The organism is Carboxylicivirga mesophila (assembly GCF_018271975.1).
GTDB lineage: Bacteria > Bacteroidota > Bacteroidia > Bacteroidales > Marinilabiliaceae > Carboxylicivirga > Carboxylicivirga mesophila.
Map to the genome: position 1 here is coordinate 18,657 of NZ_JAGUCN010000013.1, position 15,833 is coordinate 34,489.

At 37.3% G+C, this 15,833-nt stretch carries 23 protein-coding genes; 13 read left to right on the forward strand and 10 right to left on the reverse strand.

Features of this window, described 5'->3' with window-relative positions:
- Positions 1-24: 24 nt before the first annotated feature.
- The 10 genes from KEM09_RS12005 to rfbC form a co-directional block, all read right to left on the reverse strand.
- Positions 25-711, reverse strand: coding sequence for a sulfotransferase family 2 domain-containing protein (locus KEM09_RS12005; protein ID WP_212228616.1), 687 nt, complete (start codon positions 709-711; stop codon positions 25-27).
- 14 nt (positions 712-725) lie between these two features.
- Entirely contained in the window at positions 726-2,000 is a 1,275-nt protein-coding gene (locus KEM09_RS12010; protein ID WP_212228617.1) for an ABC transporter ATP-binding protein, read from the reverse strand.
- Between the two features lie 398 nt (positions 2,001-2,398).
- A complete protein-coding gene (locus KEM09_RS12015) occupies positions 2,399-2,764 on the reverse strand; it encodes a GxxExxY protein (protein WP_342344006.1) in 366 nt (121 codons plus the stop codon).
- Positions 2,765-2,958: 194 nt separating this feature from the next.
- Positions 2,959-3,804, reverse strand: coding sequence for an ABC transporter permease (locus KEM09_RS12020; RefSeq protein ID WP_244824981.1), 846 nt, complete (start codon positions 3,802-3,804; stop codon positions 2,959-2,961).
- 704 nt (positions 3,805-4,508) lie between these two features.
- Positions 4,509-4,760: a type II toxin-antitoxin system RelE/ParE family toxin gene (locus tag KEM09_RS22130; protein WP_212228790.1), complete on the reverse strand. Its 252-nt coding sequence runs from the start codon at positions 4,758-4,760 to the stop codon at positions 4,509-4,511.
- 7 nt (positions 4,761-4,767) lie between these two features.
- Positions 4,768-5,040: a GIY-YIG nuclease family protein gene (locus KEM09_RS22135; RefSeq protein WP_212228618.1), complete on the reverse strand. Its 273-nt coding sequence runs from the start codon at positions 5,038-5,040 to the stop codon at positions 4,768-4,770.
- A 6-nt stretch (positions 5,041-5,046) separates the two neighbouring features.
- The gene (locus KEM09_RS12035) at positions 5,047-5,295 is read right to left on the reverse strand and encodes a hypothetical protein (protein WP_212228619.1); all 249 of its coding nucleotides are present in this window, start codon (positions 5,293-5,295) and stop codon (positions 5,047-5,049) included.
- Positions 5,296-6,038: 743 nt separating this feature from the next.
- The gene (gene cysC / locus KEM09_RS12040; protein ID WP_212228621.1) at positions 6,039-6,629 is read right to left on the reverse strand and encodes an adenylyl-sulfate kinase; all 591 of its coding nucleotides are present in this window, start codon (positions 6,627-6,629) and stop codon (positions 6,039-6,041) included.
- A 48-nt stretch (positions 6,630-6,677) separates the two neighbouring features.
- Positions 6,678-7,049, reverse strand: a complete 372-nt coding sequence (locus KEM09_RS12045; RefSeq protein ID WP_212228623.1) for a four helix bundle protein — start codon at positions 7,047-7,049, stop codon at positions 6,678-6,680.
- 82 nt (positions 7,050-7,131) lie between these two features.
- A complete protein-coding gene (rfbC, locus tag KEM09_RS12050; protein ID WP_212228625.1) occupies positions 7,132-7,683 on the reverse strand; it encodes a dTDP-4-dehydrorhamnose 3,5-epimerase in 552 nt (183 codons plus the stop codon).
- 1,904 nt (positions 7,684-9,587) lie between these two features.
- Here rfbC and KEM09_RS12055 point away from each other — a divergent pair.
- The 13 genes from KEM09_RS12055 to KEM09_RS12115 all read left to right on the forward strand — a co-directional run bounded on the left by KEM09_RS12055 (position 9,588) and on the right by KEM09_RS12115 (position 15,811).
- Positions 9,588-10,166 (forward strand): hypothetical protein, encoded by a 579-nt coding sequence (locus tag KEM09_RS12055; RefSeq protein ID WP_212228626.1) that lies wholly within the window; start codon positions 9,588-9,590, stop codon positions 10,164-10,166.
- Positions 10,167-10,200: 34 nt separating this feature from the next.
- Positions 10,201-10,404, forward strand: coding sequence for a hypothetical protein (locus tag KEM09_RS12060; RefSeq protein ID WP_212228628.1), 204 nt, complete (start codon positions 10,201-10,203; stop codon positions 10,402-10,404).
- A 19-nt stretch (positions 10,405-10,423) separates the two neighbouring features.
- Entirely contained in the window at positions 10,424-10,585 is a 162-nt protein-coding gene (locus KEM09_RS12065) for a hypothetical protein (RefSeq protein WP_212228630.1), read from the forward strand.
- Positions 10,586-10,655: 70 nt separating this feature from the next.
- On the forward strand, positions 10,656-11,765 hold the full coding sequence (locus KEM09_RS12070) for a rolling circle replication-associated protein (RefSeq protein ID WP_212228632.1): 1,110 nt from the start codon (positions 10,656-10,658) through the stop codon (positions 11,763-11,765).
- Positions 11,756-11,986 carry a hypothetical protein gene (locus KEM09_RS12075; RefSeq protein WP_212228634.1) on the forward strand — a complete coding sequence of 77 codons (231 nt, stop codon included), beginning with the start codon at positions 11,756-11,758 and terminating at the stop codon, positions 11,984-11,986. Before KEM09_RS12070 ends, KEM09_RS12075 begins: the two co-directional genes overlap by 10 nt.
- A gap of 64 nt (positions 11,987-12,050) precedes the next feature.
- Positions 12,051-12,257: a hypothetical protein gene (locus tag KEM09_RS12080; RefSeq protein ID WP_212228636.1), complete on the forward strand. Its 207-nt coding sequence runs from the start codon at positions 12,051-12,053 to the stop codon at positions 12,255-12,257.
- 109 nt (positions 12,258-12,366) lie between these two features.
- On the forward strand, positions 12,367-13,056 hold the full coding sequence (locus KEM09_RS12085; protein ID WP_212228638.1) for a hypothetical protein: 690 nt from the start codon (positions 12,367-12,369) through the stop codon (positions 13,054-13,056).
- Positions 13,057-13,070: 14 nt separating this feature from the next.
- Positions 13,071-13,637 carry a hypothetical protein gene (locus tag KEM09_RS12090; RefSeq protein ID WP_212228640.1) on the forward strand — a complete coding sequence of 189 codons (567 nt, stop codon included), beginning with the start codon at positions 13,071-13,073 and terminating at the stop codon, positions 13,635-13,637.
- A 2-nt stretch (positions 13,638-13,639) separates the two neighbouring features.
- Positions 13,640-14,047: a hypothetical protein gene (locus KEM09_RS12095; RefSeq protein ID WP_212228642.1), complete on the forward strand. Its 408-nt coding sequence runs from the start codon at positions 13,640-13,642 to the stop codon at positions 14,045-14,047.
- Positions 14,048-14,049: 2 nt separating this feature from the next.
- Positions 14,050-14,202 (forward strand): hypothetical protein, encoded by a 153-nt coding sequence (locus tag KEM09_RS12100; RefSeq protein WP_212228644.1) that lies wholly within the window; start codon positions 14,050-14,052, stop codon positions 14,200-14,202.
- The gene (locus KEM09_RS12105; RefSeq protein WP_212228645.1) at positions 14,186-14,728 is read left to right on the forward strand and encodes a hypothetical protein; all 543 of its coding nucleotides are present in this window, start codon (positions 14,186-14,188) and stop codon (positions 14,726-14,728) included. Before KEM09_RS12100 ends, KEM09_RS12105 begins: the two co-directional genes overlap by 17 nt.
- A complete protein-coding gene (locus KEM09_RS12110) occupies positions 14,700-15,113 on the forward strand; it encodes a hypothetical protein (RefSeq protein WP_212228647.1) in 414 nt (137 codons plus the stop codon). Before KEM09_RS12105 ends, KEM09_RS12110 begins: the two co-directional genes overlap by 29 nt.
- 329 nt (positions 15,114-15,442) lie before the next feature.
- Entirely contained in the window at positions 15,443-15,811 is a 369-nt protein-coding gene (locus tag KEM09_RS12115) for a hypothetical protein (RefSeq protein WP_212228649.1), read from the forward strand.
- The last annotated feature ends 22 nt before the right edge of the window (positions 15,812-15,833 follow it).

The window sequence follows — 15,833 nt, forward strand, 5'->3', positions numbered from 1 at the left end:
TAAGAAGGAAATATTGAAAGCTAATTAGAACTCGTAATCTAGGTTCTCGATATCTGAAGCATATAGTGCTTCTACTTGCTTTAGAGTTTTCTTGGAATAGTGCTTTTGATAGGAATTACGCAAAGATTTATTAATATGTGAAAACTCAGTAATATTAGTGTTTAACTTTTGGTTAAGGATTGTAATACCTTGATTAATATTTTCAATCCTAAAGTATTCATTTACTAATAAATTATTATTCATATCAGTCAGATCATCCCATTGTGGAGCAACATGTGTGGCAAAACTTCTTGAAACTTTCGATTCCATAAAGTATGGAATATGAGATAAAAATTTACTAAAACTATGCTTCAATATTATCCGCATCCTACTTCCTGGAAGTTTATGTGCTTCTCTAGTATTCATTAAATATCTCCATAACGAAACTGCTCGATCATAAGGATTTCTAACTATAGTAAATTTGTACAGATTATTAAACTCTTCTTCATCATATAGAAATTTTTTGGCAAATAAAAGACGTTTGTAGTCATATCCACCTAAAGGAATCCGATGATTATTTAGAGCATCATTCCATTGTTCTTTTGGTAAAGCAATAAATGGTATCGGATCTTCACGATCTGATTGTATATATGGTGGAGAAAAGGATTTTCGAAAGCTTTGTCCTCCACATTTTCTAAGATGCAGCCAAAGAAATGTATTATATTGATCCATCAAAATTCTAGTGTTTAATATGATATCCAGTTATGATTAATAAATAGACCCGATTTAAATGTAGGAATTTTACCTGTTCCATAGAAATCTCCTCTTTCAACAACTATGGAACCTGCAAATTCAATATCATGAAGTTTTGTATTTTTTGAAACCGAAAGTAAGTGAAAATAATATTTTCCCTCGGGAAGTGGCAAGTTTTTTATCTGCAATGTTATCTTTCCATCTTCAGTAATACGTGTTATTGGTCGTGAAGAATGGTAATTGTTACACACAAATCTGACAACATCCTGGTTGTCAACTATAATCATACGAAAAACAACTTCTTCTAATGTCTCCTTAATAGAGTAATAAATATCAAACTCTGCATTACATCCCGATTGCAAGTTAATGCCTTCATGTCCATTATTTTTTATTATAACCTTTTCGAACATTAATAAGCAATTGCCACTGCTATCAGAACGCTCTGATAATTTAGTTTCAGTATTAGACACTCTATTATTTAGATACTTTTGAATCCCAGCATCAGTATCCCCATCGTAATAGTACTGTCCTTTCTCTAAGATGTATACACGGGTGCATAGGTTTTGAATACTTGCCATATTATGGCTTACAAACAACACCGTCCTTCCTTGATTCTGACTCACATCCTGCATCTTGCCAATGGCTTTTTTCTGAAACTCGGCATCGCCCACGGCCAGTACTTCGTCCACCACCAGTATTTCGGGCTCCAGGTGGGCCGCAATGGCAAAGCCCAGGCGCACCGTCATACCGCTAGAGTAACGCTTGGTGGGGGTGTCGAGGTATTTGGCCACGCCGGCAAACTCCACAATCTCGTCGAGCTTACGGTCGATCTCCCACTTGCGCATGCCCATAATGGTGCCGTTCATGTAGATGTTCTCGCGGCCCGTCATCTCGGGGTGAAAGCCGGTACCTACTTCTAATAAGGAAGCCAGTCGGCCTTTAACCTTAATGCTGCCTGTAGTAGGAGAGGTGACACGGGAGAGGAGCTTTAGCAATGTGCTCTTACCGGCACCGTTCTTCCCGATGATCCCGAGCACTTCGCCTTCCTTTACTTCGAGGTTGATATCGCGCAGAGCAGCCACCAGTTCGCCTTTCTCGGCCTTCTGGGTGCGGTCGTTTACATGGCCTACCTTGGCGTAAGGGTCGTCTTGCCCTAAAATATTCATTCTGACAAACCTGTTTAAATCGTGCGATAAGGTGCCAGTACCAACTTCACCTAAACGGTAGATTTTACTAAGGTTTTCTATTTTGATTACTGTCTTTGACATGTATTACTTCTATTCTTTTACTGCTTCGCAGTTGTTTAGGGAACCACGAATTTAGCGAATTATACGAATTATTAAATGCTTACGCATTTTTGTTATAATGGTTTCCTGGGCAAGGATGACGTGCCCCGTGATAGGGAGACTTAGCTTTGTAAAAGCTTAGCAGAACCTACACGTGGGTTCATACGAACGAAACGGTTCAAATCGTGGGAGAGGGTGCCTGTTCCTACTTCACCTAGTCGATATATCTTAGAGAGATTCTCTATCTTGATAACTGTCTTTGACATGTATTACTTCTATTCTTTTTACTGCTTCGCAGTTGTTTGAAACCACGAATTTAACGAATTATACGAATTGAAACTGCTTGCGCAGTTTGTTTGGTGTCATTCGTGGTTTAATTTTTATTTGATAATACGCTTGTATTCTAACGATGTTTCACCGAAGTTAATAAGCAAACCAAGCCTGTAACCAGTTGCTTTTAAGTAATTGAAAACTTGTGCTTCATGAATGTTGTCCAATTCTTTTACTGCTTTTAATTCTACTATTATTTTATCATAGCAAGTAAAGTCAGCAAAATATTGTTTGTTGAGTATTACGCCATCGTAGGTTATTGATAGCGGTGCTTCACGTTCAAATGGAATACCTTGTTTGCTTAACTCAACTTCAAGAGCTTCCTGGTAAACTTGCTCGAGAAATCCACAACCTAACTCCCGATGCACTTTCATTGCAGCACCTACAATCTTATATGCCTCGTCTTTGTATATCACTTTTTAATTGTTTTGCAATTTTTTTTACCGCGAATTTAACGAATTGAGCGAATTGAAAACAGCGCAGCTGTTTTATCAGAACTGCTAGCAGTTCTTTTAAATTCGTTTAATTCGTCTAATTCGTGGTTTTCTATTTTACATCTTGTAAATCCATTTTATAATTAGCTTCGCTGAACGTTGTTTCGCGGATTCATTTAGACTGTGTCAATAAAGTTACGCTCTGTTTTATGGAAGATGATAATGCCTAAAAACAGGATGACTGTGGCCACGGCAGCACTATAGCCCAGGCTGGTCCAGCTAAAGTGTCCGGCACCTAAAAAGGCGTATTTAAAGCCTTCGAGGATAGGGGTAAAGGGGTTAAGCAGCAATATGTCGCGCATGGTGCCTTCGGGTATGGAGCTGACCGGGTAAATGACCGGTGAGGCATACATCAATAATTGTACACCAAATGTTAATAAAAAGGTCAGGTCGCGATACTTGGTGGTCCAGCTGGTAAAGATGATACCGGTGCCCAAACCAAACATGGCCATCAGTAAAATGTAAACGGGCAGTAAAGCTATGCTCCAGTTGGGTTGTACAGCCCCCTCCTGTGTGAAGAGGTAATAGAGGTACACCGCCATAAAAAAGGCGAACTGGATACCAAATTTAATCAATCCACTGGTGACCTTGGCAAAGGGCATGATGAGCCTTGGGAAATACACCTTCCCAAAGATATTGGCGTTTTCGGTAAAGGTTTTGGCGGTAGTGTTAAAGCTCTCCTGGAAATAGTTCCAGATGGTGATACCGCCCAGGTAAAACAATATCTGCGGTGTGCCATCGGTACTGATTTGGGCGATGCGACCAAATACCACCATGTAAATCAGGGTCGTCATAATGGGTTGTACCACAAACCAGATAGGTCCCAGAATGGTCTGCTTATACACCGTGATGATGTCCCGCTTCACAAACATGCGGAGCAGGTCGCGGTACTGCCATATCTCCTTAAAATTGATGTCGAACGCATGGCGTTTGGGGCGTATAATTAAATCGTATTTTTCCATTATTTTATACTACGAATTGCGCGAATGTACGCGAATTAGTTCTTGTTAATTTGTTTAGTTGTTGAAGAGTTGAAGCGACTATTAATTTTACCGTTCTTCACTTTTCATTTATCTATCGTGCCTTCAGCACTCTAAATGTGGTGCTTTCTTAATCATAGGCCTGCGACCTATGCAGATATATGGCGGCCTTTCAGGCCTCATTATATTACTTATCTTTTACTCACCGCTCATCTCTTAAGTTTAAGAGTTTATTTGTTTAGTTGAATTTTTATTTTAAAAGCGAAGCGGCCTGGTGTCTCATTTCTGATCTTTCTTTTCGGACTCCAGCCAGCGGACTTCGGACTATTTATCCCCCCTCAGGCCTTCGGCCAGCTCCCCAAGTGGAGCATTGATTGACTGCTTCGTTAGGTTTAGTCCACAGAACTTGTTCCGTACAGCGGAATTAAGCAGATTAAAAGGATTAATGATTGGCAGCTTTTATAATTATTTACCACAATTAATGTGATTATTGGGATTCAAAATTGATATAATAGAGCTTATCACTCATCACTTTCAACTTATCACTCTTTGCTAATGTGCTACAAGCCGAAGGTGCCGTCTCTCAATTCTCATCGCTTGTTCTATCTGGTTTATTTTGGTGTAGTGTTTTATTACGTCGCCCACACGATCGGAGTCATGCAGTAGCATTGAATGTCTGTACTTCATTAGTCCAATTTGTTTTGGTACTTAACGAAGCCAAACACTTCAATCGTATTGTTATTGATGCGAAATACAATTGTATAACCCTTGAAAATAATATCCCTTATTCTTTTATCTTCAAAGTATATTGAAGCTCTGTATTGGTAAGGGTTCTTTGGTATTTGTTTTAATTGTTGAATCAGTTCAGATTTGAATTTTCGAGCTCTCGCCGGGCTATCAACAGCTATGTATTCGACTTGGTGTTCAAGCTTTAGAATAAATTAATTAACCCTGTGTAATACTATCACTATTCAAATAATTTTTTAATCTATTTCGTATGTATCTCTTACCATATGTTGTTTTTAGGTACTTTTCTCGATGTGTAGCATCTTGTTGGTTTAAACAAGATTCGAAATAAATAAGTTTTAATGGCAGCCGGTTCCTGGTAGAATACACTTCACCATTATTATGGGCTTTCATTCTTAAATCAAGATTTGATGTATAACCGGTATAGAACATCCCGTCTTTCAAACTATATAGTACATAGGTATAAAACATACTTTATTACACAGGGTAAAGACTATCTTCATTTCTCCTTATTTTGCTTTCCAGTCGTTCTTCTAATTCATCAATGGTATAATATTTAACTGTTCCTTCATTTATTTCATTGAGCTCAGCCTGAAGTTCTGCCTGTATTTTTAGAAAGGCTTCATCTTCACTGATAACCTCTATCTCATCCTTGCTAAACTTGCTTAACAGCCAAATAAAATGCTTATAGGCTTTGTCATGTATTTTTAGTTTTATGGTATGCATCGCAGTTTTTGTTAGTATATCCGGTAAATTACTATAAATGAAAATATTGATCAAGCAACAGAGTCTCACTTCTCATCGCTCATCCCTAGTTGAAAAGTTTAGGAGTTGAATAGTTTATCTGTTAAGTTGTTTGTGCTTTCTGGAAGCGATGCGGTCTGTTTTCTCATTTCTGATCTTTGTTTTCGGACTCCGACCAGCGGACTTCGAACTATTTATCCCCCCCTCAGGCCTTCGGCCAGCTCCCCAAGTGGAGCATTGAATGACGGCTTGGTTAGGTTTAGTCCACAGGACTTGTTCCGTACAACGGAATTAAGCAGATTAAAAGGACTACTGATTGCCAGCTTTTATAATTATTTACCACAGATTAATGTGATTATTGAGATTTGAAATTGATGCCATAAAGCTTATTACTCATCACTATTAACTCTTCACTCTTTGCTGGTGTGCTACAAGCCGAAGGTGCTCTAGTCTCTCACTTCTCATTGCTTGTTCCATATAGCTTCTAGCATTATAGTTTTATTACGTCGCCCCCACGATCGGAGTCGTACGGTAGCTGCGGGCTAAATATTGTTGAATTGTTTAAAAGTTGAAGTGTTGATGCGACTATTCAATCCCCCAAATGTTGTACAACTCAATTTTCTTTAGTACCAAGCACCCTTCTCCAAGGGGGAAAGTCTGTAGCTTACTACTACTCCTTTCTAAAAGCCGAAGGCGCTCTAATGAGCTAAAGCGAAGCGCGCTTACTACCACCTTACTTCACTTTTTACATAGCTATACGCTTTCTCAATGCCTTCTTCAATGCTTAATTCATCGGTGTTGATGGTTACTTCCGCATTATCAGGTCTGTCAAAGGGCGCATCCAGTCCGGTGAAGTTTTTGATTTGTCCGGCCAGTGCTTTCTTATACAAACCTTTGGGGTCACGTTGTGCACAGGTGTCAAAGGATGCATCCACAAAAATCTCTATAAAATCCACATCACCAATTATCTCACGTGCCATTTGGCGTATATCATTGGTGGGAGAGATGAAGGCGTTGATGGTGATGATGCCACAGTTGAGGAAGAGCTTATTAATCTCCGCAATGCGTCGGATATTTTCGGTGCGGTCTTCCTCTGTAAAGCCTAAATTATTGTTGATGCCTGTACGGATGTTATCACCATCCAGCACCTGAGTCAGATAACCACGTTCAGCCAGTCGGCGCTCCAGCCCATGTGCCAGTGTGCTTTTTCCCGAACCAGACAGGCCAGTAATCCAAATGACCTTGGCTTTTTGCTTCAGGTATTGCTCTTTATCATCGCGGTTGAGATAGATGTTGGTGGGGTGGATGTTGTTCATGATTAGTTGCTTGTTTCTGGTTGCTGGTTGCTGGTTACTAGTTGTTGGTTATTTTGGCGATTTCCAATTGTTTTCTACGTATTGAATGAACTTATTGATTTTCTTCCCAAGCATTTCGTATTCTGATATTAATTCTTTCCAACCACTAATATCTGTATATAAGGCATTAATTGTTTCTATCTGATTAAGACACTCATCATTTGACGCTTGTGCGTAAATTAAAAACTTTATGAAGTCAGATTTATACATCCTTCTTCCATAACCTTCTGCAATTTGGTCTTTAATACTCTTTGATGATCGTCTTACCTGACTACCCTGTTCATACAATTCAAACCTTGGCAAATTTAAACTCAGTTCATGTACTTTTAGGCAAAGTCGAAAAGCCAATTTGTAAATATCAAGGTCTTTATAGCTACTCATAATCTGGTTGCTGGTTATTAGTTGCTTGATTCATCTATGATGTGATAATCTGAAACAAGAATACCAGCAACTAGAAACTTTTTCACATTGTTGGAATCACCGTTTCTTTCAATGGCTTTAGTGCTTTATCTTTTTCAGAGAGAATGATTTCCTCAATGGGCAGTTGCCAGTCAATATTCAGGTCTTTGTCATTCCAGGCGATACCACTATCAAAGTCAGGAGCATATTTATTATCCACCATGTAACTGAAGATAGCCGTTTCGCTCAAAACCACAAACCCATGGGCAAATCCCCTTGGGATAAACAGTTGGTGCTTATTCTCACCGCTAAGTTCAAAACTTAAATGCTGACCATAGGTAGGAGAGAGGTGACGTAAATCCACCACCACATCCAAAACTTTCCCTTCAATGCAGCGTACCAGCTTGGCCTGTGAATAAGGTGGTTTCTGATAGTGCAAGCCCCGCAGCACCCCATAGGCTGATTTGGATTCGTTGACCTGTACAAAGTTGACATCACCAATGTGTTGGCTAAACTTCTCCTGGTTGAATGATTCAAGGAAATAGCCGCGGTTGTCGCCAAAAACGCTTGGTTTAATCAATGTCAGGTCTTGTATTTGGGTATTAATGAATTCCATTGTAGTCTGCAAACTTATTTCGTCGCCCACACGATCGGAGTCGTGCGGTAGCTGCGAGTTGAATATTGTTGAATTGTTTATTGGCTGAAGAGTTGAGTATGCTATGAATTTTTACCGTTATGCATTTTAATTTTTCACTCTTTTTAACCACAGATTAATGTGATTACTGAGATTCGTAATTGATGCCATAAAGCTTATTACTCATCACTTTTAATTTTTCTCTCTTCACTTTTTGTCCACAGGATCTGTTCCGTTCAAAGGAATGACGCAGATTATAATGATTACTGATTGGCAGCTTTAATAATTATTTACCACAGATTATGGTGATTATTGAGATTCATAATTGATGTAATAGAGCTTATCACTCATCACTTTTATCTCTTCACTCTTCACTCTTCACTAATGGCCTGCCGAATGCATTCAAGATGATACAGCTTCGCCTCCTCAGTCACACTGTGTGAGTCAACTACTAGTTGATATGCACGTGGCTAAGCGGTTTCCTCTAAAGAAACATTTAAACCACTAATGAGGTTGAGACCAAGCCCAACATCATTTAAGTAAGATTCCAGAGAATACAGGCAATTCAACTTCTGTTATACACCAAAAAATGCCATTGGTTACCCTAATAGCACACTCTTTTGTTATCGAATTGGTGTATGTTGCCAGCCAGCTCTGTTAGCGCTTACTGAACGGTTTTCTGAAGTAGTGACCTGGTAATGGACAGTTGGTTGAAACTGATAGGCGTATTGACCAGCAACCAGCCTGCCAGAGTACTTATGTAAGCTCGTTATACTTACATGAACTAACTTAGATAGGGCAGCCGCCAATATATAATAGGTAATTAATTGCAATTTCTGGTATTTGTCCAAAACCTCTCTCTAGATTATATGCGAATTTAATAAAAATGTAGATTTTGAAAGGCTTTGTTAATAAATTATAGGCCTTATTAAGGATGAAAAATCACTAAATATTGGTGATTGTTATGCCAATTACGCGCAAAAAAGGTGCTTTGTCATATATCGATTACACCAATTGATACCATTTAAATATTATGATGCACTGGTATAATGCCGATACATATTCGTCGAGCTTTTTGGAGTGATACCAACTAAAGGTGCATTTTGAATTGTAACCGGTATAATTTTGTCCAGGCACTTTTCAAGCAATGGTACTTTGCCGAAAACAATACTACACAAGATTTAAACCTAAACAGTTGGGTATTAACATAATGATATGTGGTTAGATATGGGTAACTATTTTAATGGGAAGAGCTTATAAATATTGCGACATCATTGACTAATCAGACTTCTATATCTTTTATTAGGTAGGTATTTATACTAAGATAAAATATATTGCAAATACCTAAATTGCTCCAAACTTTATCTTTTCCCGGATTCTACAACCTGAGCCGCTGTTTAATAACGTTTACTCAGCGGCTTTCTTTTAAATTAAGTTTAGTATTCTTTCAAATGAACTGTTCTGTGCGGGAACCTGTTCAGATGCGGTGACTAAAACTGACACAATTATCTATATCTGCTTAAACTGTAAATTTGTTTGGGAAAATCTGCCTGCACTTAATTCGCTGTTTACCAAATACTCTTAAGGATTTAAGTCGTTTAAAATTCGTTGAGATTAGCGCGTACGTGCATTTATGCAGATACACATGATATATTCAATTCTCAGAGGCTTTAATAAAACGCCATACAGGTTTTATTACATTTATTACAATGTCTTTATGTTGATGCATATTATTTGGCTTTTGCTAAAACACCAACACCCTGTCTTATATTTGATATTATGTTATTTTTATAAATATTATAATTGTGGTGTCAATTTACTGTCACCCGATTACAACTAGCTTTGCCGTGTGTGAATCGGGATAACAAAACTTAGTTATCCGAACGTTGAAAAAGATTGATTTAAAATATTACTCCTTTGTTGATGACAAATACATTGTTCGTTTGGGCAATGGTCACGAATATGAGTTTAAGCAAGAACGGCAAGCTAAAGCATTTCTGGTAAAAACATCAAAGTATCTTACCGAACAATTGAATTTTAGTAATCACATATTTACTAATGTGATTTTGACGTATAGACAAAATTATTTGTTGTTCAGTCCTAACTCTGGAAAACGTCAGGCCGATGTATATCAAGCTGAAAGAGATATAAATGATTTTATAAACGCTATTCATAAATCATTAGAAAAGGCTATTTGGATGGGTAGCACAAACAATGGTAATTACATTGTTTTCTCTGCTTTTTACTATGTCTGTTATGCTTTGAGAAATATATGTGCTAATCTAAATGTGTTGGCTGAACGTCAGAAATTGACGTCTTTAAAATATCAGCTATCATCCTATCAGCGTGAAATTAATTTAATCGAAACATCTTTAAACGAATTTGAGCAAATGAAAGCGGTACGCATCTTTGAGCGTGCCAGATATACTGATATAGAATCTATTAACATGGCTAAGGTAGTTTAACTACCTTTTTTTTTATACCCTAAAATAAAGTAAAATGAAAAGAGTATTAGTAGAGATTCTAGCAGCATTACTAAGCTGTTTAAAAGACGGTCAGAATGTAACTGTTTATGTTGGGAAAGCTAATCAATTTGTATTTCACAATACAATGGCTAAAAGTGAAATACTTGAACAAGCAAGAAAGATAAAGCATAGACAAGAGGTTATTAGTGAGCTTAAAGTGTATACACCTGATAACTGATAATAAAAGACTAAGAAGTATGAAAACGTTGATTGTGCAAGTAGATGTAAATGGCGGTGAATATTGCAGTTATACAAGAATTAAATGTAAAAGTTGGTTACAACTAGATAAAAGGGTTCTTGTGGTTGATTTGGTAATAATAACTTTTGATGAAGATATTCTTGACATTGAAGAATTGTAAATAAAAAGAGGGTTTACCCCTCTTTTTGGTTGGCTTGTCAATACGCCCACAACTTCAAAAACCTTATGTAATGGATTTAGAACCAGTTTATTTAGATAACGGACTTATACGGATGCCATGTCTATCCGTATCCCCTACCGCCGTGACCGCTTATACCCGCTTGATGGATTTCAATGGAAACTTTAAAACGTGGAATACTGGAATTAAGCCACCTTGCGAAAACAAGGAAAAAGGATTTATCAGCAAGAAAGGGCAAAAAGCTTTAGAGCGTGCGGTGTATTGGTTTCTGTATAGTGTAGATCCAAATATCGTAAACTCTGGAAAGGGTAAAGAGAAAATTACTTTCCTGACTTTAACACTACCCAGTAAACAAGTTCATTCTGATAAGGAAATTAAAGACAAATGTCTCAAGCAGTTTTTGACAGAAATCAGGGCGAAGTATGAGGTTGAAAAATTCATATGGAAAGCAGAAAAGCAAGGTCAAGGGCAATTACATTTTCATATCCTACTGGATAAGTATATAGATGCGAAAGAAGTTAGAACCATTTGGAATAGAATTATTAACAAGCTGCATTACGTGTATGAGTATCACAAAAAAATGAATGCGCTTTCATGGTCTGATTATAGGGATATGAGATTGAAAGAAATCAAAGGAAAGCCCAGTGAAAAAGATAAGCAACGCATAAGAAAAGCTTATAAAGCTGGTTGCGCTGCTAATTGGATGAATCCAAACAGTACAGATATAGAAAACCTACGAAAGGTTGGAAATATAGCTGCCTATGTTGGCAAGTATATGAGCAAAGAACATAAAGGAATAGCAAAGGAAAATTTAAAAGTTGATGGTCGTATCTGGTTTTCAAGTCAATCAGTTAGTAAAATGAAAAATCTTTTACTGGTGGCTGCTGATGATATGACATACATTGAAGAGTTTGCAGATATGATAAAGCGGTACCAGGACACAAATAAAGTTTATGAGTCTGAACATGCTTTAATGCTTGGTGTGCCTATCGACCAATTAAAGTATAAAGGTTATAAAACCATCCCTGAAGAGTTTGCCCAATATTGTAGGGAACTGTTCTCCCCTGTCAAGCAAAAAGTCATTGAATTTAATCAAGCTGTAAAACAAGAAATTAAGCAAATAATAAATAACGAACCTAAACAATTACAACTATGTATGTAGCAAACAAAATTCATTTCTATGCCAATTTTCAAGGCATGTATATTAATAAGCTTTTCACATTTGAAGTGAATGGAATGCAAGCTTGCTTGAGAATATTAAAACAATTTGTTGAGCGCGGTAATATTATAAAAGCGGTGTACATCACCGCTGTTAATCATGAGACTGGCGAAGTCATCAACGAAAAACAAAGTGTTGAAGAATTGATGATGAGAATCTTTTAACCTTAAATTACACCTAGTTTACTTTAAAAGTTCATTTTAAAAGTTCACTTTAACCCTTTAAGTCATGGAATTAACCGTAAAGGATTTACAGATATTTTACAATTGTAGTAAACCAACTGCATTACATAGGAAGCAAGAAATTATAAGCGCTCTGGAATTACCAAAGAATAAAAAGCGCATTCTTTTGCTTCATTTGGCCAAGTATGAGGGATTAACAGTTGACGAATGTAAACAAGTAATTAAGCTTTATAAAGTGGCAAAAACAGGCTAAAAAAGGTCAAATAAAGATAACATTAGTAAACAATGGTAAAAGCGCTCCTATGGGGTGCTTTTTTTTTGCTCATGCTTTTAAAAACTAATAATAACAAAAACAGAAAAGCATGAAAATTAAATCATTTACTGGTCAATCTGAAATAGATGGCCTACGCGTACACAAACCTATCATGGGTATTGTAGTTAAAGCAAATACCGCTTTAGCGAATGAGACAATTGAAATTAAGCGTTTGAACTCTGCCACTGGTGAGAATGAAAGTATTTGTGCCAGAACTCCTATTATTACAATGGGTGAAATTTCATCACAATTGGAGGGCTTTATGTCAATTGCTGCTGGTGATTCATTGGCCGTTGTGTTGATTGCAAACGGTGGTTTGAAACTTGATACTGATAAGTATCTAGAAATCGAGATGGGTTCTCTTGATGGAACAAAGCAGTATGATATTTACGGTTTGGAAGAAAACAATCTTACCGATAAGGCATTCAAATATGAACGCTTTACTATTCCTGCTGGTGAGGATTTGAAAAAGTACGGTGTCATGGATTCTGATTTATTGGCCTTGCCTGTTACTGGATTAGTTAACCTGAAAGTTTGGGCTAACGATAACGTAACTATGGAATACTCGCCTGTTGAGTTGCAAGCCATTGCAAACCTCGAAAATGATATCGTGAAAGTAGGTACTACTGTAAAGTATGGTTACGATAAGTATTACTTGGTGTCAATCTCTGATATCAAAGAATTGGAAATCGAGACCAATGGTAATACTTACCAGTTTTTCATGATTGATAAAATTTAAGGAGGGTTTCAATTATGGGATTATTCAAAAAGATTTTCGGAAAGAAAGGATTCTTCGACAAAATTGGACGAGGAATTGACAAGGCAAGTGGTGGATTATCAAGTAAGTTGCTGAATGGTGTGAAAAAAATTGCCTACTCTGTGCCTGTTGTTGGCCCTATTGCTAAAGTGGCTGTTGAGGATATTGGCGGGGCTTTGGTTGGTAGTATGGGCGATGCTGCTGTAAGGGATGGAATTGTTAAGGCTGATAAGATTGCACAAACAGTCTTAAAGTCAACTGCAACTAGTATAAGCAATCCAACCCTTGCTAAAGAGGTAGGTAATGCCATTGCTCTAGGTATACAGAAAGAAGTGAAAACCCAAACAGGTATGAACTTACCGATTGCAAGCGCTACTACTGCCCCATCGCGTGAAGCTTTGAATCCATCAGGTAGTAATACGATGGATAAAATCAAAGCAAAGCTGTTACAGGTTTGGGAACATGTAAAGAAGTATTGGTATTTCTATACTGGTGGAATTGTTGTACTGGGTCTTATTTACTTCTTGAGTAAAGGAACTGGCCGTAAAAAGTGGAGGGTTTAATCATGCCAAGAAATTATAACATGCCGGGCGGTTATTTACCGCCCCAATACAATCAGGGTTACAATGGTCAGTCGTATGTGGCTAACAATTATCGCCCTGCGTATCATTCGCAACCTCGTAAAAAATCAGGTTGTAAACTTGGTCAGGATAAAAAAGGCCGTCCGTGTATTACTGGTTGGAATAAATCTCGTGGGCGTGGTTTTATCTCGTTTGTGGCTGTTCCGTGTGAAAAGTCGAAAACTAAGAGTCCTAACTCTGATAAGTGGGTCGCATCGGTTCAGTTTCCTGATGGAAAAAAGACTTTCACAGCATTTTACAATGTGAATAGTAAAAAGCTGACTATTCCAGATTTGCAGATGGTGGCCAATCCTGCTAAAAACTATTTTGGAACATTCGTAAAGCGTAGGTAATTATGTGGAGATGGATTGATAAAATAGGAACTGGCATCACTAAAGTACAGAAGTTCTTTAAGTTCATGGATGCCTTAAACCAAGGTTTGCAAGCTTTTAAGGAAGCTTGGGACGGTGTAAACAAGGAAAAGGAGGTGAATGATGTTGAATCTTAAAAAAGTAAAGTGGTATGTTTGGCTACTTCTCGCCCTTGTTGTTGTTGTTGCTCCTGTTGCTGTGTTCTTTTTATATCCTCTTTGGAGGGAACAACAAGAACTGAAAAAAGTACCTTATACTGGTAGCGACCAAACAAGAGGTATTAGAAACAATAATCCTTTAAACCTCCGCCAAACTGAAATAAAATGGCGTGGTGAATCTGTAAAGGATGATGACCCAGATTTTGAAGAGTTTGATTCTATGATGTTGGGTGTACGTGCTGGCTTGCGCAATATGCGAACATTATACCAACGTGATGGTAAAAACACAATTGCCAAAATTGTTAGCACTTGGGCACCATCGCATGAGAATGATACTGAATCATATATTCAGTTTGTTGTCAATGAGTCGGGCTATGAACGTGATGAGCATTTGAACTGGAATAGTGAAGAACTTTATCCAGTTGTTAAGGCCATGTGTAAAATTGAATCTTTGTATAACCTTGAAAAATCATTGTATGATGAAGCTTGGCAAAACATTGATTAACATCTTAAAAAAACATTGGTGGGTGCTTTTGCTCCCACTTCTGTTTTTCATCCCGCTAGATAAGGTTAAGAGTTTGGTAAAGTCTATTGGTGGTTATTCAACAAAGGTCGATAAGTATCTTTCAATTGCTGAAACTCTGTATTCTGCTATGGCTGCTCCTGGTACTGATGAGTATTTAATGTTTACTATTCTTAAACCTTTAAATGGTGATGAATTAGTTAAGGTTTATGATGCTTTTGGAAATAAAGGATACGCGTTAGGCGGTGCTTTCTTTGGGGGGTATTCGTTAGACTTATTTGGATGGTTTAATAAGGAATTGAGTAGAGAAGAAAAAACCCAAATGCGTAACATTTGGGCTAAGTCAGGTCTATCTCTTTCTTTTTAATTTCCATCTTTCATAATGTGCTCCTATCCTAAATCCGATAAACAAGGCAATAAGACAGAAAATAATTAAGGTTTTATAAATGCCTATGCTTTCGGGTGATGGTGTAATAAAGTTCAAAATCATGATTAGAAATTTTATAAATAAATTCTTTGTATTTGGAGGTGAATTATTCGCCTCCTCTACAATATTAACAATTTTCAACGATGAAACACTTATTCAAATTATCAGCGAAATTAAAAACATATTGGTTGTTGTGCTTGTACACCTTGTTTCTAGTGGCATTCGTTGGATGTACAAAAAAATATGTCGAACCTCAAAAAAATAATGATATGGTAGTAATTAGCCAGGAGGATTTTAAACAATTCGCTCGTCAGTACTTTGGAACTGATAGAGTACATGTTGAACCTTTTTATAAGATAAAAAAGTCGGATGGTGCTTATACATCAAATACTGTAGGTGGTTTAGGTGAATTAGTAATGATAAGTAAAGCCGTTGTTACTGCTGGTAGCAGTAACGATTCATTTCTTTATATTACTTCGTATGATGACCCAAACAATGGTGGTAGTACTATGGAAAACTTTGGTGCTGAAGGAATGGTAGCGGGTACCCGTCATGAATTTGAAAACATTCTTTGTTGTAAGTTAGATGCAACGGATTGTCATGTAATTGCTTATGGCTATAAAGCCAAACGCTACTAAAAAAAAATGCCCCGACGTTTCG

Excerpts from the sequence above, each read along its gene's own strand:
- KEM09_RS12110 (WP_212228647.1), top strand. The coding sequence starts at position 14,700 with ATGATGAAGCTTGGCAAAACATTGATTAACATCTTAAAAAAACATTGG.
- KEM09_RS12035 (WP_212228619.1), bottom strand. The coding sequence starts at position 5,295 with ATGCATACCATAAAACTAAAAATACATGACAAAGCCTATAAGCATTTT.
- KEM09_RS12045 (WP_212228623.1), bottom strand. The coding sequence starts at position 7,049 with ATGAGTAGCTATAAAGACCTTGATATTTACAAATTGGCTTTTCGACTT.
- KEM09_RS12005 (WP_212228616.1), bottom strand. The coding sequence starts at position 711 with ATGGATCAATATAATACATTTCTTTGGCTGCATCTTAGAAAATGTGGA.
- rfbC (WP_212228625.1), bottom strand. The coding sequence starts at position 7,683 with ATGGAATTCATTAATACCCAAATACAAGACCTGACATTGATTAAACCA.
- KEM09_RS22135 (WP_212228618.1), bottom strand. The coding sequence starts at position 5,040 with ATGTTTTATACCTATGTACTATATAGTTTGAAAGACGGGATGTTCTAT.
- KEM09_RS12115 (WP_212228649.1), top strand. The coding sequence starts at position 15,443 with ATGGTAGTAATTAGCCAGGAGGATTTTAAACAATTCGCTCGTCAGTAC.
- KEM09_RS12075 (WP_212228634.1), top strand. The coding sequence starts at position 11,756 with ATGTATGTAGCAAACAAAATTCATTTCTATGCCAATTTTCAAGGCATG.
- KEM09_RS12010 (WP_212228617.1), bottom strand. The coding sequence starts at position 2,000 with ATGTCAAAGACAGTAATCAAAATAGAAAACCTTAGTAAAATCTACCGT.
- KEM09_RS12020 (WP_244824981.1), bottom strand. The coding sequence starts at position 3,804 with ATGGAAAAATACGATTTAATTATACGCCCCAAACGCCATGCGTTCGAC.
- KEM09_RS12065 (WP_212228630.1), top strand. The coding sequence starts at position 10,424 with ATGAAAACGTTGATTGTGCAAGTAGATGTAAATGGCGGTGAATATTGC.
- KEM09_RS12070 (WP_212228632.1), top strand. The coding sequence starts at position 10,656 with ATGGATTTAGAACCAGTTTATTTAGATAACGGACTTATACGGATGCCA.
- KEM09_RS12105 (WP_212228645.1), top strand. The coding sequence starts at position 14,186 with ATGATGTTGAATCTTAAAAAAGTAAAGTGGTATGTTTGGCTACTTCTC.
- KEM09_RS12090 (WP_212228640.1), top strand. The coding sequence starts at position 13,071 with ATGGGATTATTCAAAAAGATTTTCGGAAAGAAAGGATTCTTCGACAAA.
- KEM09_RS12085 (WP_212228638.1), top strand. The coding sequence starts at position 12,367 with ATGAAAATTAAATCATTTACTGGTCAATCTGAAATAGATGGCCTACGC.
- KEM09_RS12100 (WP_212228644.1), top strand. The coding sequence starts at position 14,050 with ATGTGGAGATGGATTGATAAAATAGGAACTGGCATCACTAAAGTACAG.
- KEM09_RS12095 (WP_212228642.1), top strand. The coding sequence starts at position 13,640 with ATGCCAAGAAATTATAACATGCCGGGCGGTTATTTACCGCCCCAATAC.
- KEM09_RS12080 (WP_212228636.1), top strand. The coding sequence starts at position 12,051 with ATGGAATTAACCGTAAAGGATTTACAGATATTTTACAATTGTAGTAAA.
- cysC (WP_212228621.1), bottom strand. The coding sequence starts at position 6,629 with ATGAACAACATCCACCCCACCAACATCTATCTCAACCGCGATGATAAA.
- KEM09_RS12060 (WP_212228628.1), top strand. The coding sequence starts at position 10,201 with ATGAAAAGAGTATTAGTAGAGATTCTAGCAGCATTACTAAGCTGTTTA.